The 21,791-nt window shown below is 39.8% G+C and carries 16 protein-coding genes; 6 read left to right on the top strand and 10 right to left on the bottom strand.

Annotated features, from left to right (window positions below; translation table 11 throughout):
• Positions 1-9 precede the first annotated feature (9 nt).
• The 6 genes from PL11201_RS01090 to PL11201_RS01065 all read right to left on the bottom strand — a co-directional run bounded on the left by PL11201_RS01090 (position 10) and on the right by PL11201_RS01065 (position 5,354).
• Positions 10-699, bottom strand: coding sequence for a glycosyltransferase family 2 protein (locus PL11201_RS01090; protein ID WP_079676821.1), 690 nt, complete (start codon positions 697-699; stop codon positions 10-12).
• 16 nt (positions 700-715) lie between these two features.
• A complete protein-coding gene (locus PL11201_RS01085) occupies positions 716-1,420 on the bottom strand; it encodes a glycosyltransferase family 2 protein (RefSeq protein ID WP_079676820.1) in 705 nt (234 codons plus the stop codon).
• Positions 1,420-2,241 carry a glycosyltransferase family 2 protein gene (locus tag PL11201_RS01080; RefSeq protein WP_079676819.1) on the bottom strand — a complete coding sequence of 274 codons (822 nt, stop codon included), beginning with the start codon at positions 2,239-2,241 and terminating at the stop codon, positions 1,420-1,422. Before PL11201_RS01080 ends, PL11201_RS01085 begins: the two co-directional genes overlap by 1 nt.
• 3 nt (positions 2,242-2,244) lie before the next feature.
• Entirely contained in the window at positions 2,245-3,333 is a 1,089-nt protein-coding gene (locus PL11201_RS01075) for a hypothetical protein (RefSeq protein ID WP_079676818.1), read from the bottom strand.
• Positions 3,334-3,402: 69 nt separating this feature from the next.
• Complete coding sequence (locus tag PL11201_RS01070; protein ID WP_234996587.1) at positions 3,403-3,867, bottom strand: PqqD family protein; 465 nt, start codon at positions 3,865-3,867, stop codon at positions 3,403-3,405.
• 254 nt (positions 3,868-4,121) lie between these two features.
• Complete coding sequence (locus PL11201_RS01065) at positions 4,122-5,354, bottom strand: nucleotidyltransferase domain-containing protein (protein WP_079676816.1); 1,233 nt, start codon at positions 5,352-5,354, stop codon at positions 4,122-4,124.
• A 267-nt stretch (positions 5,355-5,621) separates the two neighbouring features.
• Here PL11201_RS01065 and treY point away from each other — a divergent pair, with 267 nt between their 5' ends.
• The 3 genes from treY to PL11201_RS01050 all read left to right on the top strand — a co-directional run bounded on the left by treY (position 5,622) and on the right by PL11201_RS01050 (position 10,847).
• Entirely contained in the window at positions 5,622-8,426 is a 2,805-nt protein-coding gene (gene treY, locus PL11201_RS01060) for a malto-oligosyltrehalose synthase (protein ID WP_079676815.1), read from the top strand.
• Positions 8,427-8,601: 175 nt separating this feature from the next.
• A complete protein-coding gene (locus PL11201_RS01055) occupies positions 8,602-9,663 on the top strand; it encodes an SPFH domain-containing protein (RefSeq protein ID WP_079676814.1) in 1,062 nt (353 codons plus the stop codon).
• A gap of 8 nt (positions 9,664-9,671) precedes the next feature.
• Complete coding sequence (locus PL11201_RS01050; protein WP_079676808.1) at positions 9,672-10,847, top strand: TFIIB-type zinc ribbon-containing protein; 1,176 nt, start codon at positions 9,672-9,674, stop codon at positions 10,845-10,847.
• 134 nt (positions 10,848-10,981) lie between these two features.
• On the opposite strand, the gene PL11201_RS01045 is transcribed toward PL11201_RS01050, so the two are convergent.
• The 3 genes from PL11201_RS01045 to treS all read right to left on the bottom strand — a co-directional run bounded on the left by PL11201_RS01045 (position 10,982) and on the right by treS (position 15,042).
• On the bottom strand, positions 10,982-11,329 hold the full coding sequence (locus tag PL11201_RS01045; protein ID WP_079676807.1) for a type II toxin-antitoxin system PemK/MazF family toxin: 348 nt from the start codon (positions 11,327-11,329) through the stop codon (positions 10,982-10,984).
• A complete protein-coding gene (locus PL11201_RS01040) occupies positions 11,326-11,541 on the bottom strand; it encodes a hypothetical protein (RefSeq protein ID WP_079676806.1) in 216 nt (71 codons plus the stop codon). The genes PL11201_RS01045 and PL11201_RS01040 overlap by 4 nt, the downstream gene beginning before the upstream one ends.
• Before the next feature lie 180 nt (positions 11,542-11,721).
• Positions 11,722-15,042 (bottom strand): maltose alpha-D-glucosyltransferase, encoded by a 3,321-nt coding sequence (treS, locus tag PL11201_RS01035; RefSeq protein WP_079676805.1) that lies wholly within the window; start codon positions 15,040-15,042, stop codon positions 11,722-11,724.
• Between the two features lie 394 nt (positions 15,043-15,436).
• Between treS and PL11201_RS01030 the strand changes: the two genes are divergently transcribed.
• The 3 genes from PL11201_RS01030 (at position 15,437) to PL11201_RS01020 (ending at position 20,356) form a co-directional block, all read left to right on the top strand.
• A complete protein-coding gene (locus PL11201_RS01030; RefSeq protein ID WP_079676804.1) occupies positions 15,437-16,510 on the top strand; it encodes a hypothetical protein in 1,074 nt (357 codons plus the stop codon).
• Positions 16,511-16,605: 95 nt separating this feature from the next.
• Complete coding sequence (locus tag PL11201_RS01025) at positions 16,606-17,151, top strand: BON domain-containing protein (protein ID WP_079677370.1); 546 nt, start codon at positions 16,606-16,608, stop codon at positions 17,149-17,151.
• 235 nt (positions 17,152-17,386) lie between these two features.
• Positions 17,387-20,356 carry a PAS domain S-box protein gene (locus tag PL11201_RS01020; protein ID WP_079676803.1) on the top strand — a complete coding sequence of 990 codons (2,970 nt, stop codon included), beginning with the start codon at positions 17,387-17,389 and terminating at the stop codon, positions 20,354-20,356.
• A 117-nt stretch (positions 20,357-20,473) separates the two neighbouring features.
• Here PL11201_RS01020 and PL11201_RS01015 read toward each other — a convergent pair whose 3' ends face one another.
• A complete protein-coding gene (locus PL11201_RS01015; protein WP_079676802.1) occupies positions 20,474-21,505 on the bottom strand; it encodes a C39 family peptidase in 1,032 nt (343 codons plus the stop codon).
• Between the last annotated feature and the right edge of the window lie 286 nt (positions 21,506-21,791).

Raw genomic sequence — 21,791 nt, 5'->3', positions numbered from 1 at the left:
TTTAATATCCTAACCTTTAGCACGGCGGCGGTCTAGTGATGCTTTCAAAATCTGAACATATTCAGCTTGGTATTCGCGTTGTTTAATTCCCTTATTGGTTTCATGCAGTCGCCGCTTGGCTACTAATTCGGGTAACATCATTGTCTGGAGTCCTAGCTCTGTAACACGCACCTGCCAACTAGCAAATTCGGCTATTTTCCACTGAGTTTCAAATAAGCCAACTTGAAAAAAAGAATCCCGTTTGATTAGCAATGCTGAGGGAATATGTCCTGGTACTAATTTAGGAGAAACCTGTAGTTTAGCTTTCAGATTTTCCCCCAATTCTGGACTAATAAACTGTTGAACCTGTCCGTATACGATATCAAGATTGGGATTATTTGTAAATGCTGCCATTTGGTTAGTTAATTTATCTTCTACCCAAAGGTCATCTGCATCGAGAAAGGCAAAAAAATCGCCTTTTGCTAATTCTATTCCTCGATTACGAGCCGCCGCCGTACCGCTATTAACTTGAAAACAGTATTGCACTGTAGTACCAAAGCGCTTTGCTATTTTTGCACTACCATCAGTTGAACCATCGTCTACAACAATAATTTCTAGGGGCTGATAAGTTTGAGCTAGGACGCTTTCAATCGTTTCTGCTAAATACTTTTCGCAATTGTAGACTGGTATAATTACGCTCACCAAAGGGGTATAGTTCATTTTTCTTGCTTTTTTTTTACTCAGGTTTAGATAGCTTCTGATTGCGTTTTCGCTCAATTGATGACCTTAAAATTCCCATCAGTTCTGAGTTCATTTCTTGGGTTTGATGGGATAAATTAGAGTTATGAATACGCTTATATAAAAGGACTTCGGGTATAACCGCAATTACAATACCCCCATCTTTGGCGCGAAAAAACCAGTCAGCATCATTGGTACGTCTGTAAGTTGGATCGAAATTACCAATTTTTTCAAACACAGTTTTACGGACAACTAAAGCACTGGGAATATAGCCTGCTACATCTGCATCTATATGCTCTTTTTTTAACCAAGAAGGCCAATCATTGCCAGACTCCAAGATGTTACGCATTTGGCAAATTGTAGCATCTATATGGGGATATTGAAGAAGATAATTAACTTGCAAATTCAGTTTATTAGATGTCCACAGATCGTCAACATCGAGAAAAGCAATTAACTCCCCCTGAGCAACTGAAATTCCCGTATTTTTTGCCGTTCCGTTACCTTGATTTTTTTGATAAATGTAGCGGATTTGTTGATCAGATCGCGCTATATTAGCGGTATTATCAGTTGAACCATCATCAACTACGATAATCTCGATTGGTCGATAGGTTTGTGCCAAAACACTTTCGATGGCTTCAGCCAGATGGCGATCGCCATTGTAAACTGGAATGATTACGCTGACTAGAGGGTTATTTTCTCTCATTATCGTATACCGTTTGCATCAGAGAATTTTGGCGGTTGTGTAACTAATAATCCATTCTTTTGCTCTTTGTGCGGAGGCGCTACACCAATGTAGTCTTTCATATTTGGTAATTCATTCGAGCGCGTAAAATCTCCTTTCTGTCGGCATCGATCCAGATGTTTTTTATAAATTCTTACAAACCCCAATTCAACTAACTTTTTCCCCTTAGTCATGTTGTCATCGTGTTTTCTATAAAATAGAGTTACTCGATCTAGCACCACTTTAGATATATTATTTTCCCAGGCTCTAAATAATAAATCCATATCTTCAGCATATCGGAGTGTTTCATCAAATAAGCCAATTTTGGCAAACAGGGACTTTCGATATATTGAGCTACCTAAGTTAACAAATTGATAGGGATTAGAAACTATTTTAAAGATTGAGTGACTATTTTCAGAATCCTCAAAACGCTGAATTTGTTGGATTAATCCCTGGACAATTTCGACTGAAGGATTATTTGCTAAGTAATTTGCTTGCAGTTTCAGTTTGTCATCCGACCAGAGATCGTCAACATCTAAGAAGGCAATTACTTCACCATTGGCTACTTTTATACCGTGATTGCGAGCCGATGCTGGCCCACTATTTTGCTGATAAATATAGCGGATACAGTCTTTGAATTGGGCTGCTATTTCCGCAGTTTTATCTGTCGAACCATCATCAATTACAATGATTTCTAATGGGTGATAATCCTGATTTTGGGCATTTTGAATGGCTTCTGCTAAATATTTTTCTCCGTTATAAACCGGAATGATAACGCTAACAAATAATGGCTGATTTTCCATTGCTTATTGGGTTGTAATAAGGTTAAAAATGACTTGAGGAATTTGTTCTAAATCAGTACCGAGTTCGAGATAATAAGCAGGAACTTGTTGCAAAACTTGCATCATAATTTGGCAAGCTTCTTTACCAGAACCTGGTAATTGAATCATGGTACTGGGGACGAGTGAAGCTAAAGCAGCAGCAGCAGAGGTAGCTGTTAAGGAGGTATCTGTTTTTCCCGTAATGCGTGGCACTAAAACTGCACGGATGGGGAAATTGGTCAAGATTTTTTCGGGAAAATGTTCGTTAATGAAATAAAGTGCTTTTTCATCTGAAAGGCGATCGCTATTACTAATAGCCTGCGCCAGAAATGGTAATCTATCCACATCATCGGCATTTTTCTTGCCCGTGTTGTAGATGCTAAAAACCGTCGGGGTTGGTTCGCTGGCGATGAGACTGTAATCGTCGCTGGCATAAAAAAGCCCTGAATTCAGGCAAGTTAAAGCGGTCGTAGATTTACCAGATCCCCCCTTTCCGACTAGCAAAACGCCACCCGATGGAAGTCCCACTGCACCAGCATGAACTAGCTGAATGCCCCACTTACTCATCCAAACGTTTAAAATTGTCCGTAGCGGCGAACCTTTTTCCCAATAGGGAATGTGTTCGGTTGTTCCAACCCAATAAATTCCTAGATTGCGATCGCGATCTAACAGACTAAGGGCATAAGCACCCCATTGGAAACTGGTATGAATGCGATCGCTATTGTAACCGTGAATTTCTCCGCGCTTGGAAAGATAATCCTTTTTCTGCCAAGGTGGAGGCGGCATTACGGTATTTGTCGAGGTGCTATCCCACAAACAAACTGTAAGTGCTTGATCGCAAAAAGGTTCTGTTTCTAAGTGTGCTAAGGCAGGAGTCATGTATGGAATTAACGCTTCCCCTGCAAACCGCAACCGAATTTTTAACCCTGCTATGCAGTAAAAACGGTCAATACAACCCCCAGCAGAAACCTCAGCTTTTTCATATAATTCATAAACAGTATCGAAAAAATCTAAAGAGTCTTTCTGAGCATTTTGAGCAGAATGATCAGGATTTTCAACTGTATTTGTAATCATCTGATTTTTGGGATTCAGCGATAATGATAAAAAAATTGGGAGGAAAAACCCCTCCCTTGTTTGAAGGAATTAAACTTCAACTTTAGCAGTTGGCCAACCAATTTGCTCGTCAACTTCATGGATAGGATCTAAAGCCAGTAGTTCTTCCATATCCGTGTATTTCTGTAAGCTGGGAGGTTCAAATTTTAATTTTTCTTCGTTGGTAATTGTTTGGGTTTTATCGTTGGGTTTGTTTTGGCTTTCTACCGCATCTCCTGTATTGACAACAATCAGTTCTTCTTGCCGTAATTGTTCGATAAAATTGTTAACCGCATTTTCAATAACGGTGTGCTCACCCTCATAGAGCTGAATGATTTCTGATATAATATCGCCTCTGGAAAGACCTCTAATCAAACCGTCCCAAATATCTGCACCGACTTTAACTAAACTAAAATAATCTCCTTGTTCCAAGTTGACAACGACGACTTCACCATCAATACTTTCATGAACAACTTTGGGAGTATTAGCATTAAATTTTTCGTCTGGGTTCATCATTTCTGATCTAGTTTTTGGGTGGATTAACTTATTTATATTTGATTTCCATTGATTTTAATCTATCCTTAGATATATGTCAAGTTTATTTTCCGGGAATTTGAGATTCGATTCGCAAAAAAATCTTGTTTATTCTGACTCAATTAAAAAGCCATAGTGTTACTATCCTTTAAAGAGTTAAAGGATCAAAATCTCTATTGTAAGAAGGGAGTAGATGACACCCCAAAAAACTTTTAGGAAATTGAAACAATGTTCAGTTATTTCTTAACCCTTTTGACAACCTGCTCTATTATTAATCGCAGGGGTCGCAGTAGATAGTAAATAAAAGCGGGAAATTTTGCTAAGGGGAGTACCAACCAATCGGTCGTTGTTGGTGTAATTGCAACCTTCAAAAAGTATCGTACCCGATCTTGAAATCGTTCTCTCACCTTGAGATGAAAGCGGGTGGTTGAACCATCTTTAAACGAACTATCAACAGAATAACAAAGCTGTTTGTATACTTGATCAGTTAGGGATTCTACTTCTGGATCGGCTTGTATTTTTTGTAGGATATCCTGGGGTATAATTGTTCCTAACAGATGATCAGCAAGGGTTAAACCTAAAAACAACATTCGTTGACCGCCTTTTTCCGTCGCTTTCTCGATTAATTTTGCCCAATCTAATTGGGGATGAGAGCGAATATATTCAGCTAAATCGCAGATCCGAGCAAGCTGTGTCCAACACTCTTTTGTTCCGTGTCCTGTAATTGCTAATACTGCATTTTCTGGCGATAGATTGGGTATCGTTTTCCCCGCAATCACAACAGAATCTAAGTTCTCCCATAACCCCTGATCATCAATGGGAAAAGAAAAATACTTGGGCATAATTCCCCAGTGAAGTTCTACCAATATTTCTTTCTGGGGGTGAAGAAATGGGTAAGCAGCTTCGCGGACAAATTGATAGATTTGATCCGATTGCAAAAACACTTTTTCCTGTTCCGGTGTTAGTTCGACGCGCTCAATTTTCATTTGATATCCCTCAGATAAAAACAGGGCTTTTGACCGTTCAATATCTGGAGTATGAATTAGAATATCTAAATCGCTGAACTGTCGCAGTAGCAAATTACCATAAGCCGTCGCCGCTAATACAGGCCCTTTAAACGGAAGAAGTGGGATTCCTTGGGTTTCAAACAAATTCAACAATCTGACCAGTTCACCACTCAATAAAAGGCTTTTGCGAGTATTAAACTGAAACTCTATTCGTAACTTTGTCAAAATTGGCTTGGGAACAAGTTCTGGACAAATTGCGTTCAGGTTTGAGTACAAAAGTGGCATCACCTTATGCTGATTCGCCATCTGTACCAACTCTACCCAATCTATAGTTTCTTGCAGTAAAGTTTTCAACCTTTGCCTGCTTTCTGCGTTTATCTGGGTGTTCGCACAAATTAGCAATACTTCTAGTTCATGCTGAATTCCCGTCAAAGAAGACCAACTTTGTGATTTTAATGACATTTGACTCCACTTGTCTGGCTATAACTTCATTAGTAACTTAATTTATTAATTAATGCAAGTTGCAAGTTATACCTATGTAGATATTGCTTGACTAGCGCAAAAAATTAAGAAAGCCAAGATTATCCCTAATATGGCAAGGGTGAAAAAATCTAATCATATTTGAAATTTATAAGCTAAAACAACATTTTCAATCTTTAGATAGATAACCAAAATGAAAAATCGAGGCTAAAATCAAAGTGTTCTCTATAATTTTATCTCAAAATCACTATGAGAATTCCTGTAGCTACCTATCGCATTCAGTTTAATAGCGATTTCCCATTTAATCAGGCTCAAGCAATTATTAATTATTTGCATGAATTGGGAATTTCTGACCTGTATGCGTCTCCCATTTTTAAAGCCAGAATTGGAAGTACCCATGGCTATGATATTGTTGATCAAAATCAACTGAACCCCGAACTAGGAACCCCCGAAGACTTTGATCAATTAATGGAAAAAATTAAAAATCAGGGGATGGGATGGTTACAGGATATTGTTCCTAACCACATGGCCTATGATAGTCAGAATAAATATTTAACCGATATCTTTCAATATGGTTCTGATTCCGATTATTTAGATTTTTTTGATATTGATTGGAAACATCCTGATTCCGATTTAAAAAGTCGTGTTTTAGCTCCCTTATTAGGGGATTTTTATGGTAATTGTTTAGAGAATAGAGAATTAACAATTTCCTATGATGAAGAAGAATTATGTGTAAATTATTATAACCTAAAATTCCCCTTAAAAATTGAATCCTATACTTATTTAGTCAGTCATCGCCTCAAAGAATTAGAAGAAAGATTAGGACGAAGACACCCGAATGTCATTAAACTTTTAGGGGTGCTTTATGTTCTCAAAAATATTCCCAATGAAACCTCCAGTCAAGATCGGCGATCGCAAGCCTTATTTGCTAAAGGATTACTCTGGGGATTGTATCAAGAAAACGCCGATATCAAAAAAATTATTGATGAAAATATTCAATATTTGAATGGGGAAACCGGAGATACTGAAAGTTTTAACTTTTTAGATAAACTATTATCTGAACAAATTTTTAGATTATCCTATTGGAAAGTGGGTGCGGAAGAATTAAACTATCGACGCTTCTTTACCGTCAATGAGTTAATTAGTGTCAAGGTAGAAGATGAAAAAGTATTTAATAAAACCCATGATCTAATTTTTAAATTAGTCAGGTCGGGAAAATTTACCGGACTTAGAATTGATCATATTGATGGACTCTATAACCCCCTGCAATACTTACAATCTATTCGAGAAAAAGCCGGAAATATTTATCTAACCGTCGAGAAAATTTTAGAAATTGAAGAAGACTTACCAAGTCCTTGGCCGATTGAGGGAACATCCGGTTATGAATTTTTAATTTATGTTAATAGTTTATTTTGTCAGAGCAAAAATGAAGATCGGTTTAGCCAAATTTATCGAGATGCAACGGGTTTAGCTGTATCCTTTAAACAACTCTTAATTAACAAAAAACGCTTAATTGCTAATCGTAACTTAGCCGGAGATGCCGATAATTTAGCCCAATTACTTAAGCAAATTGCAGGTCAATATCGTTACGGACGCGACTTAACCTTACATGGATTACAAACCGCTATTTTAGAAGTATTAGTCCGCTTTCCCGTCTATCGAACCTATATTAATGAAGGACAAATCAGCGAAGCTGATCGACATTATGTTCAATTTGCGATTCAAGAAGCTAAAGGAAAACATCCTGAACTGATTAACGAACTCAATTTAATTGAGAAGTTTCTATTACTAGAATATGACCCCTATTTAAGCGAAGAAAACAAACGGTTATGGTTGCATTTTGTGATGAAATTTCAACAATTTTCTGGGCCATTAACTGCCAAAGGAGTAGAAGATACCCTATTTTATGTTTATAACCGTTTTGTTTCTTTAAATGAAGTGGGTGGCGCACCTAATGAGTTTGGAATTAGTGCCGATACCCTGCATCAATTCAATAAAAAACGGGCAAAAAGTTGGCCCCACACCCTGAATACCACCTCCACCCATGATACAAAACGCAGTGAAGATTTACGCGCCCGGTTAAATGTTATTTCTGAAATCCCGGATGATTGGGAAGCACAAGTTAGAACTTGGATGGCGTTAAACCGAGAACAGAAAACCGAAACCCATGGACGGATTATTCCTGATGGAAATGACGAGTATTTCTTGTATCAAAATTTAATCGGTTCTTACCCCTTTGATGAAATTGAATATCCCGAATTTGTAGAACGGGTCAAACAGTTTGCGATTAAAGCCGTCCGAGAAGCGAAATTTCATACAGCTTGGTTACGTCCTGACTCAGTTTATGAGGAAGGTTATCTAGCTTTTATTGATAAAATTTTAAATCCTTCTCAGGACAATAATTTTTTACAACAGTTCAGAACTTTTCAACAAAAAATAGCCTTTTATGGAATCTTTAATTCTCTCTCCCAAACCTTAATTAAAATCACGAGCCCGGGTTTACCCGACTTTTATCAAGGAACAGAACTTTGGGATTTTAGTTTAGTTGACCCGGATAATCGTCGTCCCGTTGATTATCAAAAACGGATGGAATATCTCAAGGAAATTAAAACCCGTTCTCAGAAAAATATTTTATCTTTAATTGAGGAGTTAAAACAAACACCAGAAGATGGAAAGATTAAGTTATTTTTAACAACTCAAGCGTTAGCCATCCGTCAACAATATCTGGAAGTTTATCAACAGGGGACTTACATTCCCTTAGAAATAACCGGAGACTATGGAGAACATATTTTAGCCTTTGGTCGCACCTATGGTCAGACGATTATAATTACCATTGTCCCCCGATTTTTAACGAATTTAGTTGAACCCAAACAGTTTCCTTTAGGAAATAATATTTGGAAAGATACGGCGATTAAATTACCGGAAGATTGGACAAATGATTGGAAAGAGACAATTACAAATCAACGGATTAAAGGCAATCATTCCTTGAATATCGGAGATATTTTAACAGTATTTCCCGTGGCTTTATTGGGAAGTTTATCTTTAGAGAATTAAGGGAATGGTTAATAAACTGGTACGGGCGGGTTTTTTTAGATCTTTGTTAATCACTTAAATCTTGATGAACCCGCCCCTACAACTGATGACTGATGGGTAATAGTTCTTGGAACTCAAATAGGATTGCTATAATAGAATAATCAGCAGTTTGTACTGACAAAATTGAGGTAAATCCATGGGATTATTTGATAATATTTTAGGTCAATTCATTGACGTTATCGAATGGCTTGACTCTACGAATGATACAATAATTTACCGTTTTCAGCGTCATAATAACGAAATCAAACAGGGAGCGAAACTGATTGTCCGACCGGGACAACAAGCAATTTTTGTGAATGAGGGGCAAATAGCTGATATTTTTCAACCCGGAACCTACGAACTTTATACCAAAAATTTACCCATTTTAAGTACCCTCAAAGCCTGGCCCTATGGATTTAATTCTCCCTATAAAGCGGAAGTTTATTTTGTCAATACAAAAACCTTTACTAACTTAAAATGGGGAACCTCTAACCCCATTCCCATGAGAGATGCAGACTTTGGAGCCGTGCGGATTCGTGCCTATGGAAACTACAGTATTCGGATTAATGAACCGGGAAATTTATTAAAAACCCTAGTTAGTACAGATGGGTTATTCCAAGTCGATGAAGTTCAAGATCATCTCCGTAATATTATCATCACAGAGTTTGCCTCTTGGTTAGGAAAAGCTCAAATTCCCCTGTTAAATTTTGCTTCCCATTATGCAGATTTTGGCGAACAAGTGCGTCAAGGAATTCAACCCCAAATGCAAGAAATCGGGGTCGAACTCACCGGGTTATATATTGAAAATGTTTCGGTTCCTCCGAGCGTTGAAGAAGCCATCGATAAACGGTCTTCGATGGGAATTTTAGGCAATCTTCAAGACTATGCCCAATATCAAGCCGCCAATGCCATTGAGGAATCGGCGAAAAATCCAGGTTCGGGTAACATGGGTTTAGAATTTGGGGTAGGAATGGCCATGGCACAAAAGTTAAATAACACCTTTAATTCCCCGGCTTCGGCCCCTCCTCCCCCCATCATTCAATGGTTTATTGCCCAGAATGGTCAACCCGTCGGGCCATTGACCCCAGACCAACTGCGCCAGCAGGGACTAACACCCGATACCCTGGTTTGGCACTCGGGACTCCCGGGTTGGACAGCCGCGGCTCAAATTCCAGAATTAGCCCCCATCTTGCCGCCTCCGCCCCCGCCAGCGTTATAGAACAGTTTATGAAAACCCCGGCATCAATCCAAAATTTTCCCTGTCCGAGTTGTGGTGCGCCGATGGAGTTTAACCCGACGGGGGGAAAACTCAAATGTAGTTATTGTGGGTCGATGGAGGAAATTCCAGAGACGGGCACAGGGGTGCAAGAACGCTCCTATACCGATTCTTTGCAATGGGACTCTACCCCGGTTGCGGGCTTATCGGAAACGGCCTTAGAGGTCAAATGTACCGGATGTGGGGCGAATATTTTGTTTGAACCCTCCTCGGTAGCTAAAAATTGTCCGTTTTGTAATACCGCTTTAATTACCCAACCGCAAGCAGCTAATCCTACGGTGATTCCCGAGGGAATTATTCCCTTTCAAATCACAGGAAAACAGGCGCGAAATGAAATTCAAAAGTGGATTAAAAGTCGCTGGTTTGCTCCGTCTGCGTTGAAAGATTTGGCACAACAGGAAAAAATTCATGGGATTTATTTACCCTTTTGGACTTACGATACTAACACCACCAGTGACTATCGGGGGGAACGGGGAGACTATTATTATGTCACGGAAACCTACAGGGTTACGGTCACAGATTCCGAGGGAAAACAACAGGAGGAAGAACGCACCCGGGAGGTCAGACATACCCGATGGTGTCGGGCATCGGGGCGGGTCAATCGCTGGTTTGATGATGTTTTAGTGGCGGCTACAAAATCGGTGGATACTGCCTATTTAAACGGCTTAGAACCTTGGGAGTTAAAACAATCTTTGAAACCCTATAATTCTTCTTATTTAGCGGGATTTGAAGCCCAACGTCCCCAAATAGGTTTAAAAGATGGATTTGAACAGGCCAAACAGATTATGGCGGGTCAAATTCATCAAGATGTGTGCTGTCATATTGGTGGCGATGAACAAAAAGTTGATCATATTTCAACTGAATATGAAGATATTGCTTTTAAACCAATTTTGCTTCCAGTTTGGCTCTGTTCCTATGATTATCGAAATCAAAAATATCAAGTTTTAGTGAATGCTCGCACGGGAGAAGTGCAAGGAGCACGTCCCTATAGTCGGTTAAAAATTGCTGCTTCTATGATTGCAGGAATGGTAACGGCGACAGCAATTATTTTAGCGTTTATGGTGGATTGGAGTCAGGTTAAAATTCCTCGTTTTCCCCAACATCAACCCACTCAAAACAATCAATAGTGGGTAATGGGTAATGGAAAGAATACAGATATGATATTGGCTGAAGACGAAGCAAGTAGAAAATACAGGAAAGATCGCACGCATCTTTAGTAAGAAAATATAGAACGACAGTATCAAGATGGTTAAGTGAATTTCTATAACCCTAAACAATAACGAATTGATGTCTCAAGTTCTGCCATTTTAGTTTCAGAAATTCGTCCTGCTGGAGAATCAGGAAAACGATTTTTATCCAAAGAACGGATTTGAAAACATAAAAAAACAGTCTCCATGGGCAATCCACTTTCAGAAGAAGAAACACGCACATTAGTGGGAAAGTCACGGGTGATATTTTCACCTTTTGTTCCTACAATTACAGTAATAACTAAGGGTAGTTGGTTAATAGAATCAATTGATAAAATTAACACAGGTCTTTGTCCTGCTTGTTCTCTGCCCTGAACAGGGTTAAGATTAACAAAATAAATCTCGCCTCTTTGAATAGTCATAAATCAGTTAAACCATCCATTTCAGTTATTTTAAATTCCTGTTCTATTTGCTGAATCTCAGCTTGAATAGATAGATCGTTTGCCATCGCTTCTAGTTGTGTTGTTAAGTTAGAAACGCTGATTTCTATTTCTTGATCTCCATAAGTGGCTTTTAATCTTTCTAAAAAGCTCTGATCGAGTTCACTAGCTTTTAAACGATAGGTAGTTACCATGGGTGAGTTATTATTTTTGTTAAAGTTGATTTTCAGCCTGACTTTGGCTTCTATTATACCTCATTATCCACAACTGAACCGCCCCAAAAGTCAGAAACCGGGTTTCTATCAATATCTATTTACCAACAGTCCCTGATTAGAAACCCGGTTTCTTTGGCTTTGCCCATTCCCTCCTATAACCTAGTGAAGACTGGAGACTAATCGCTTGAGAGAAATATCTAATAATTCGGGACGATAATCTAAATGGTAGCCTAATTCTTGAATGGTTCTTTCTAACAAATAACAATCTAATAAAACGTTAAGTTCTTGTTTTCCTTGGGGCAAAAATCGATCTGGGGATGCGGTTTCTAAATAACTATTTAAGAAAGCTGCACTGACCCAGTTTGACCATAATTTGCTCCACTGTTCCATCTGGGCTAAATTCTCCGGGCGAATCATCCCATTATTCACTTCTTCTCGCAGGGCAAAACGGGTAGCAAAATCAAAGGATTGTAACATTCCCGCGACATCTCGCAGGGGGGAACGTTTCATCCGTCTTTCACTGAGTGACCGATAGGATTCTCCCTCAAAATCAATGATCAGAAACTCTTTACCCGTATACAAAACATCATATAAGGAATAGTTGCCATGACATCGGGTTCTTAGGGCGGTAATTTTTAAATTTAATAGGCTTTGAAACCGACCTAAAATATAGTTTTGATTGTTCAAAATATGTTGGGCAAGGGGTTGAAGTTCCGAGGGTAAGGTGTGTAGTTGTTTCCTGAATTTTAACAGGACTTGCCCGGTTAAATTGCGAGAATATTGATAAATTGAGCGTTGATAAAAGGTAGAAAAGGGTTCCGGGGCAAAATTAGAATTATGGGGATCACTTGATAGAACAATATGAAATTCGGCGGTGCGTTTTCCCAACAGTTCGGCACTGGTTAAATAGGAACCAATCAGGAGTAAAACGTCTTCAGGAATGGGTTGTTGATAGAGGTCAAAGAATGAACCGGATGTAGATAAAATCTCTAAATCTTGACTGGGTTGTAGGATGACTCGATCAAAGTAATCTCGCAGACTATCTAAGGTATAATTCCAACCATTAATGGCATTGGGAATATACCCTTGCAGAACCCCTAAAGTGAGGGATTCTCCTCGATGACGACGATATTCTAATCCCCCTAATAATGGCGTTGTATATCCTAACTGTTGTTTTTGTTCTAAAAATTTACGGACTTCTAACTCGGGATGGATACCTTCTTCTACTCGACGGAATAGTTTAAACAGGAAGCGATCGCCATAAATTACAAAGGAATTATCATACTCCTCTTTTAATAAATGAGGATCTAATTTTTGCTCTAAATCCTGTTGTTTTAAAGCTTCCGTTGTGGTGGCAATTAAATTACCCGACCGACCCGCATAACGGTCAGAATTGATAATCATTTTTAAGGGTAAACTTAAAAAGTCAAGATTCTGTCCGACTTCTAATAAAATTCCGGTTTCTGTATTCTGTTGTACCGTTGCTAAGATGAATTGAGGGGTTTCTATTTTCAGAGTTTCTGCTAATTTATCCCCCGCATAGGCTAAAGGAACAAGATAGATTTCTGGGAATCCTTCTGTATATTCTACTTGCAATAAAACAATAATTGCTTGACTGTCTTTATAGGGAATAGGAATGGCTTCTATAATCTTGACAGATTGAAGAATACGAGATTTAGAAAGAAACCAGCGACAGCGATAGATATAGGCGGGTAAAATAGATTCTAGGCGGGTTTTTAGGTTGGGTTGGGTGAGGATTTCTTGCCAATTATTTTGAACAATAAAAGTGGGTAATTGGGCTTGAGGTCGCGGTAATAAAGCGACTTTTGGATCAAACTGGAGCATAAACCAGTAAAACCCATGGGGAGATAAACTGATAAAATAGGAAGAATCGCTAATTTTAGGAAATTCTGTTCGGCCAAAAATCTCCACGGGAACCATGCCTTTAAAGGCGGATAAATCTAAATTCACCGATTGTACAAAGCGGGATAAATTAGCCACAATTAACAGATGTTCTCCCTGATAAGTGCGGGTAAAAACCAGAACTTTCCGGTTTTCTGAATGTAAGATTTCAAAGGTTCCCCGTCCAAAGGCTTGAAACCGTTTTCTCATAGCAATAATCCGTTTCATCCAGGATAAAAAGGAATTAGGATTACTACTTTGGGATTCGACGTTAACGGCTTTATAATCGTATTCGGAATCAAAAATTAAGGGTAAATAGAGTTTTTGTGGATTCGCCCGACTAAACCCAGCATTGCGATCGGGACTCCATTGCATGGGGGTTCTGACACCATTGCGATCGCCGATATAAATATTATCCCCCATGCCAATTTCATCCCCATAATAAAGTACGGGAGTTCCAGGTAAGGAGAGTAATAAACTATTCATTAATTCAATCTGACGGCGATCATTTCCGAGTAGGGGTGCAAGGCGACGCCGAATCCCTAAATTAATTCTAGCTTGGGGATCTTGGGCATAAACTTTATACATATAATCCCGATCTTCATCTGTTACCATTTCTAAGGTTAATTCATCATGATTCCTTAAAAATAATGCCCATTGACAGTTATCAGGAATTGCCGGGGTTTGATTCAAAATATCAATAATTGGAAAGCTATCTTCCATCCGTAATGCCATAAATAATCGAGGCATTAAGGGGAAGTGAAAATTCAGATGACATTCATTCCCTTCACCATAATAAGCCGCCGCATCCTCCGGCCATTGGTTGGCTTCGGCTAGGAAAATTCGGTTAGCATAGTTAGTATCTAAATAACTGCGTAATTGTTTTAATAGTTGATGGGTTTCGGGTAGGTTTTCACAGTTGGTACCCTCCCGTTCAAAAATATAGGGAATGGCATCGAGTCGCATTCCATCCACCCCCATTTCCATCCAGAAATCTAAGACTTCTAAAATGGCGGTGATCACTTCTGGGTTTTCATAATTCAAATCCGGTTGATGGGCATAAAACCGATGCCAATAATAGGATTTTGCCACACTATCCCAAGCCCAATTTGAGGTTTCAAAATCTTGGAAAATAATTCTGACTTCTGGATATTTTTCCGGGGTATCACTCCAGACATAAAAATCCCGTTCTTTACTGCCTTTGGGGGCTAATCTTGCCCGTTGAAACCAGGGATGTTGATCGGAGGTATGATTAATCACTAATTCGACAATCACGCGAATTCCGCGCTCGTGGGCAGCATTTAAAAAGGTTTTAAAATCTTCTAAATTCCCATAAATTCCATTAACATTAATATAGTCGGCAATATCATAACCATCATCTCGCAAGGGGGAAGGAAAAAACGGCAGAATCCAGAGGGCTGTTACTCCTAAATCCTGTAAATAATCTAATTTTTCGGTTAATCCAATAAAGTCTCCAATTCCATCCCCATTACTATCAGCAAAGGCGCGAACTGGAACTTCATAAATAATGGCATCTTTAAACCACAGGGAATCGTTAGGGAGTTTATTGTGTTGCATTTTCTTGAATTACCTAAGATTTTCGGTGTTTTGTTTGAATAGAGTTAATACACACTTTCCCATTCTAAAACAAATGATCAGGAAAATCATCGTTCTTTAGATATAACTTAATAATCAGTCATCAGTGATCACTGATGACTGAAAAAAACTTGTCTCTAAAGACAGAGGAAAAATATTTTTGACCTCGTTAACGTAGTGATTATGGAAGTTAAAACTCGTGAGTAAATATCTGTAAACCTCAGATCGTCTTGAGGAGATGAGATAACTTAAAAAATCATAGTGTTGATCAGGATGACGAAATTTATCATCTTACTTTCGCAATAAGACTTAATAATTTGAGTCGATCTTGTTGAAGCCAAAAAAACAAATTAAGATATTTTCAAGGAAGAATATTATGGTCATTAGTCAATCTAATTCTGTAGCGACTAAAAATCAGCGTGCCGTAGGTGTGTTTCCTAACCGGAGTACGGCGGAAGAAGCTCTTTATGCCTTAAGAGACTCTGGTTTTCCGATGAATCAGGTTTCCGTGATGACAAAAGACGCGATTCATGACGAGGAAATTGCTGGGGCCGATGTCAGTGATTCCGTTTCCAAGGATCACGTTGCCAACCGAGTTGATAATAAAGCCGAAGAAGGGGCAGTCTTGGGAGTGACCACCGGGGGGGTTTTGGGTGGATTGACGGGGTTATTAGTCGGTTTAGGCAGTATTGCCATCCCGGGAGTTGGCCCGATTATGTTAGCAGGAGCCGCTACTACAGCGATCGCAACAACCTTAGCCGGGACAGCCATTGGGGTTGCCACCGGAGGGTTATTAGGGGGATTGATTGGCCTGGGAATTCCCGAAGCAGATGCCAAAATCTATAACGACTGCATCGGTCGCGGTGAATATTTAATTATTGTTGATGGCAACGAGGCGGATCTTGCCCGCGCCCACCAAATTTTACAAACCCATAATATTCGGGAATACAGGGTTTATGATGCCCCCGGTCTGGCTTCGATGTCCCCGGAACACCTCAACCGAGATATTACTTTCTCTGCTCCAGATCATTCCCTGCATACCAACGGCAATAAACTGGCGATGGGTGTATTCTCCAATCCACAGGATACCGAACGGGCGATTACCGATTTAAGAAGTACAGGTTTCCCCTTACGTCAGATTCGTTTAGTCTCTCATCAACCGAAATCCCAAGGGTTTGCAGATATTGAAATGAGCGATCGCTTTGATGGCATGGGAGACGGTATCTCCACTGAACATACCAAAATCTATAACGATCGCCTAGATCGGGGTGATTTCGTTGTGCTGGTCAGTGGTACAAAAGATGAAGTTCAACGGGCGGCGCCGATTTTCCGCAATCATAAAATTGAACAATGGCACGTCTATGATCAAACCGAAGTTCCGCTAATAGAAACTCGCCCAACAAAACCATTAACGTCCCTTGGTCGCGATCGCACTAATTTCCCTGTTTAAAAGCGATTAATGGCCGAATTGGGAACAGCAGAACTGGGTGAACTCTTATGGTTCCGGTGTTCCCTACTTTATATTTTTGTTTAGGAGTTTCCATCATGAAAAAATTAACCGCTTTACTCATCGGTAGTGCTTTACTACTGAGCACTATAGCCTGCGGAAATGTCGCTAAAACCAGTACGGGTGCACCAAGTGGGTCGAACCAAACCGCAGAAACCCCCACGGTAGAAACCGCCCAAGCCGTTCAGAAAGATGCCAAAAGTGACCTGCGGCAACGTCAGCTTAATGAAGATATTCGGGCGCGGGAACAACGGAATAATTTGACCGGTGGTGATGCAATTCGAGCCGATAGTGATTTAGAGAATGAGGTGCGCTCTAAACTAGAGGCGAATTTACCTGCGAGTCAACTTACAGTTACAGCTAAAGATGGAGTGGTAACGGTGGCCGGAACAGTGCCAAACCAACCCCAATATGACCGCATTGATCCCTTAGCAAAAGAAATTAAAGGAGTCGGGCAGGTGGTGGTGAATGTCGCGATCGCCCCAGCCCAACCAGGGAAAGAAGCCCAATCTAAAACCGAAGATGAAAAGGTTAAACCAGTGACTAATAATAATTCGGAACAGCCCCCAACCAATCCCAATTAAGAAAAAAAATTATAGGATTAATGGAAAAATTCTATTAAACCGTCTGCCCGCCTTGAATTTGTTTCAAGGCGGGTTTGACTTTTGATCAGGATTATGATGATTTGTAACTCTTGCAGACAGTTATGATTAAAGATAGTCAATCAAACTTAAGGGTACTATGCCTAAAATATCTCTTGGAAAGCCCAGGATTAAGAATAAAGCTATGATCCCTGATCAATTATTCTAACAATCACCCATGAGATCCACTCCCCCTGCGCCCGATCCCGTTCCCCCCATTAGACCTAAAGTGCGCCTGCGAACTACCCTAGTTGTTACATTTGTTGTTCAAATTGTTGCCGCCGTTGGATTGGTCGGGTATCTTTCCTTTAGAAATGCTCAAAAAGCCGTCAATACCCTGGCTTCTCAACTGCGTAGCGAACTGAGTGCCCGCATTGAACAGGAACTCAAAAGCTATTTTGAAAACCCCTACAGACTTAACCAACTCAATAGTCGTGCATTTTCACGCGGGGAACTCGATGTTACAACGGTTGACAGCGCGCTTCCCCTGTTAGATCAATTGAAAATATCTCCCCTTCTGTACGCTATCTATTGTGGTAACTCCCAAGGAGAATTTTTAGGGGCGGTGAGGATTTTAGAAAATAATACCTTGGGGTTGTGGACGGCGAACATTGAAACGGGACAACATTTATATCTCTACAATATTGATGGTCAAGGACGGCCCACCACATTACACAAGGATAGCGGGACTGTTTATGACCCGCGACAACGCCCTTGGTATCAAAAAGCCCAAAAAACCGGGCGTCCGGTCTGGAGTGATATCTATTTGGCCTTTTCCACTGGTTTACCCACGGTTACGGCCAGTCAACCGATTTATAATCCCGAGACGGACGAACTGCTGGGGGTTTGCGCCACGGATGTTTTACTACCCGATGATTTCCGCAAATTTCTTTCAAGGTTAGCGATCGGAAAATCCGGTATTGCCTTTGTCAGCGATCACACTGGCCAGTTACTTTCGAGTTCCACCGATGAAATCCTCACCGTCGGAGAAGGCAAGCAAGCCAAACTCCTCCCGGCAAACGATAGCCAAAATCCCTTAATTAGAGGCGCGACTCAACAAATTATCTCTCAATATGGCAGTTTTGCCAGCTTAGATAAACCTGTACAAACGGAGTTTCTACTCAATAATCAACGGAAATTTATTCAAGTTTTACCCTTTAAAGATGGTCGGGGACTGGACTGGTTAATTGTAGTTGTGATTCCAGAAAGCGATTTTATGGATGAAATTAATGCCAATAATCGCTTGACTATTATTTTATGTTTAGTGGCATTAGCGATCGCAATTTTAGCGGGTATTGCTACCTCCCGCTGGATTTCTCAACCGATTTTGAAATTAAGCAGCGCATCGGAAGCAATTGCTCAAGGTCAACTAGATCAACATATTGAAACCAAAGGGATTACAGAGCTTGAAATTTTAGCCAGTTCTTTTAATACCATGACCGAGCAACTGCAAGAATCCTTTGCTAAATTAGAAGCAAAAAATGCCGATTTAGAACAGGCAAAACAGGCTTTATCCGCCGCCAAGGAACAGCTAGAAGCGGTATTAAATGCCGTACCCGGTTCCATTTCTTGGATGAATGCTGAGGGGATTTATTTAGGAGTCAATCGTCATCTAGCGGATAATTTAAGTTTGGAAACTGAAGAAATTTTAGGTCAAAAAATCGGATTTTTTGAACAGGGTTCCGACTATGTTAAATTTCTGCATCAGTTTCTGGCAAGTCCTGAACATTCAGCCTCCCAAATTCTGCCAATTATGCAAAATAATCAACGGCGTTACTATTTAATTGTGGTGCAGAAATATCAGCAAGGTTCGGCTTCCGTTGCCGTGGGAATTGATATTACCGAACGTCGGCAAGCGGAAGAAGCCCTAAGAATTGCGGAGGAGAACTATCGCAGTATTTATGAAAATGCCTTAGAAGGAATTTTTCAATATAGTCCTGAACATTCTTATATTAATGTTAATCCGGCCATGGCTCGGATTTATGGTTATGATTCCCCCCAAGCCTTGATGGATATTCTACATACTTCTAGGTATTCTTTATATGTACAACCGGAACGGCATCAAGAATTTATTAATTTAATGGAGGAACAGGAAACGGTTTCTAACTTTGAATTTCAAATTTATCGAGCGGATAGACATAAAATTTGGATTTCTGCCAGTGCTAAACCTGTCTTTAATCCCGATGGCAATTTACTCTATTACCAAGGATTTATTGCCGATATTACGGAACGGAAAAAAGCTGAAGTTGAGCGACAACAGTTTATTGAGGAACTCTTTGAAGTCAATAGTAATTTAGAAGTTGCCATGCAAACTCAATTAGAATTAACAGAAGCTGCCACTCGTTTTGTGCCTCAACAATTCCTCTCTCTCCTCGGTTATAACAGCATTGCCGAGGTGAAATTAGGGGAAGGAGTACAACATAAAATGTCTATTTTATTTTCCGATATTCGAGACTTTACAGCCCTTTCAGAAAAGATGACCCCGGAAGATAATTTCCAATTTATTAACTCCTATCTTTCGCGTATGGAACCTGCAATTACCCAACATCAAGGGTTTATTGATAAATATATTGGTGATGCGATTATGGCGTTATTTAATGGGGGTGCGGATGATGCCATTAAAGCTGGAATTACCATGTTACAAGAACTGGTGGAATATAATAGTTACCGGGGGCGACCCGACCGACCAACCGTATCTATTGGAATTGGAATTAATACGGGATCTTTAATGTTGGGAACCGTGGGCGGAGAAAATCGCATGGATAGTACGGTCATTAGCGATGCGGTGAATTTAGCCTCTCGAATTGAAGGACTAACCAAATATTTTGGTGTGCCTTTATTAATTTCTGAATATACGTTAAAGGCGTTACAAGATCCTAGTCTTTATGGCATTCGGTTAATGGGTCGGGTTAATGTGAAAGGGAAATCGGAAATGGTGTCTGTTTTTGAAGTTTTTGATGCCGATTTACCTAAAATTAAGGCAGGAAAATTGGCGACTAAAACTCTATTTGAAGAAGCAGTTTCTCTTTATAATATTGAAAATTATCAGGAATCAATTAAAGCCTTTGAATCTTGTTTAGCCCTAAATCCCATTGACCGAGTGGCTAAATTTTATTTAGAACACATCCGTAATCAAGTTTCATTTTAACTACCCATCAACAAATGGAAAAGTAATATCTGCCTAAATCAAGTAGGGGCGAATGGCCATTCGCCCCTACCGCTTGATGTTAGAAGTTGGACTTGTGAACAGAGAAGTGTGGGTAGTTCACGTGGTAATAAAATGTACCCAAAAATCCCCATCGGGCATACAAACTCGACGGATTAAATTGTAGGAATAGGGCAAATAAGCACCATTCAAATCCGTGCGATATCCCGAGGGAAACCATTCTCCATAGGGGTCATGTACCAGTAAGTTTTTTTCGTCATAACCCACCACGGGCATAACATGACCAAAGGCGGTAAAATAACCATGAAGTACCGCTGGTTTACCCTCAGCTAACCAGTCTTGTAATTCCTCTAGGGTTGCTCGGTCGGAAAAGAAATCTTTGGCTCCATAATCTTTAACAATTTTGGCTAAATCATAGGGACTCCAGCGACTATAACCTTTTTTTAAGGCATATTCATAGAGTTCATCTTCAAATTGACCGCCACTGGTACGCCGAGGAATGCCTAAATATTGCAAACACATGGCGATGGAAGTGACATTACAAGACCCGGTGGGATTATAAAAGTTATCCAGTTGAGATTTATAGGGAAAATTAGCGAGTTTGATACTTTTAGGACGGGGTTTAGGATAAACTAAATTTTTCCCTTGATAAATTTCAGCGTGTTGGTCAAACACATACCAAATTGATTGTTCTCCAAATTCATTTCCCCGAAAAGCGACTCTAATATGACCGCGCAGGGGTTCATAGGCGATAAGTTTGAATTCTTGACCGGCTTTTACGCCTTTTTTCTCAGCTTCACTTAATTGGGAAGATGTCACGGGTCTGAGTTTTAAAATTGTTTCTTGGGTAATTTTAAGAACCGGAACATCGGTAGGAAGTTGTTCCCGTTTGGTTTCAATTAATTTTTTGGCGGTTTTCACCCCTAAAAATCCGGGTTCCTCACATTCCATTAAGGTTTGAAACCGATGCAGAGCGGCGGTGGATTTCTGCCCAAAACTGCCATCTGATGGGGGATCAAGCAAGGTCAAATTAATTAAAATCACCTGAATTTGGCGAGTTAATTCTTGATCCGATGCGATCGCATTCACATCGTAACGTTGTTCGGTTCCTAAAATGTCTTGTAATTTCATATTCAGTAATAGATGCTATAACTTTAGGGTCTGACAAAAATAAACGATAATGGCAATAACTGAATTTTGATGTTTGAAGTTCAACCTCTTAATTGATGGAAGAATTTCAGACGTTATTGATTATCGCGTAAATTAGCATCATTGGATAGTCCCGGATTAAAATTAACAATTCTCAACCATTCCTAAAAAGGGGGAATTACTCATGCTGGGGGTGATATAGCAGTTGCCACATCTATTAGGACATTCTTGAAAGCTAAAAGCTACTTATAGTAAGTATTTACCTATT

Origin of the sequence: Planktothrix sp. PCC 11201, from assembly GCF_900009135.1 — a bacterium.
Classification (GTDB): Bacteria; Cyanobacteriota; Cyanobacteriia; order Cyanobacteriales; family Microcoleaceae; genus Planktothrix.
This window is presented reverse-complemented; position numbering and strand designations above follow the sequence as displayed.

What these genes read in the sequence shown, in the direction of transcription:
- PL11201_RS01090 (WP_079676821.1), bottom strand. Translation starts at nt 699, where the DNA reads ATGAACTATACCCCTTTGGTGAGCGTAATTATACCAGTCTACAATTGC.
- PL11201_RS01085 (WP_079676820.1), bottom strand. Translation starts at nt 1,420, where the DNA reads ATGAGAGAAAATAACCCTCTAGTCAGCGTAATCATTCCAGTTTACAAT.
- PL11201_RS01080 (WP_079676819.1), bottom strand. Translation starts at nt 2,241, where the DNA reads ATGGAAAATCAGCCATTATTTGTTAGCGTTATCATTCCGGTTTATAAC.
- PL11201_RS01075 (WP_079676818.1), bottom strand. Translation starts at nt 3,333, where the DNA reads ATGATTACAAATACAGTTGAAAATCCTGATCATTCTGCTCAAAATGCT.
- PL11201_RS01070 (WP_234996587.1), bottom strand. Translation starts at nt 3,867, where the DNA reads ATGATGAACCCAGACGAAAAATTTAATGCTAATACTCCCAAAGTTGTT.
- PL11201_RS01065 (WP_079676816.1), bottom strand. Translation starts at nt 5,354, where the DNA reads ATGTCATTAAAATCACAAAGTTGGTCTTCTTTGACGGGAATTCAGCAT.
- treY (WP_079676815.1), top strand. Translation starts at nt 5,622, where the DNA reads ATGAGAATTCCTGTAGCTACCTATCGCATTCAGTTTAATAGCGATTTC.
- PL11201_RS01055 (WP_079676814.1), top strand. Translation starts at nt 8,602, where the DNA reads ATGGGATTATTTGATAATATTTTAGGTCAATTCATTGACGTTATCGAA.
- PL11201_RS01050 (WP_079676808.1), top strand. Translation starts at nt 9,672, where the DNA reads ATGAAAACCCCGGCATCAATCCAAAATTTTCCCTGTCCGAGTTGTGGT.
- PL11201_RS01045 (WP_079676807.1), bottom strand. Translation starts at nt 11,329, where the DNA reads ATGACTATTCAAAGAGGCGAGATTTATTTTGTTAATCTTAACCCTGTT.
- PL11201_RS01040 (WP_079676806.1), bottom strand. Translation starts at nt 11,541, where the DNA reads ATGGTAACTACCTATCGTTTAAAAGCTAGTGAACTCGATCAGAGCTTT.
- treS (WP_079676805.1), bottom strand. Translation starts at nt 15,042, where the DNA reads ATGCAACACAATAAACTCCCTAACGATTCCCTGTGGTTTAAAGATGCC.
- PL11201_RS01030 (WP_079676804.1), top strand. Translation starts at nt 15,437, where the DNA reads ATGGTCATTAGTCAATCTAATTCTGTAGCGACTAAAAATCAGCGTGCC.
- PL11201_RS01025 (WP_079677370.1), top strand. Translation starts at nt 16,606, where the DNA reads ATGAAAAAATTAACCGCTTTACTCATCGGTAGTGCTTTACTACTGAGC.
- PL11201_RS01020 (WP_079676803.1), top strand. Translation starts at nt 17,387, where the DNA reads ATGAGATCCACTCCCCCTGCGCCCGATCCCGTTCCCCCCATTAGACCT.
- PL11201_RS01015 (WP_079676802.1), bottom strand. Translation starts at nt 21,505, where the DNA reads ATGAAATTACAAGACATTTTAGGAACCGAACAACGTTACGATGTGAAT.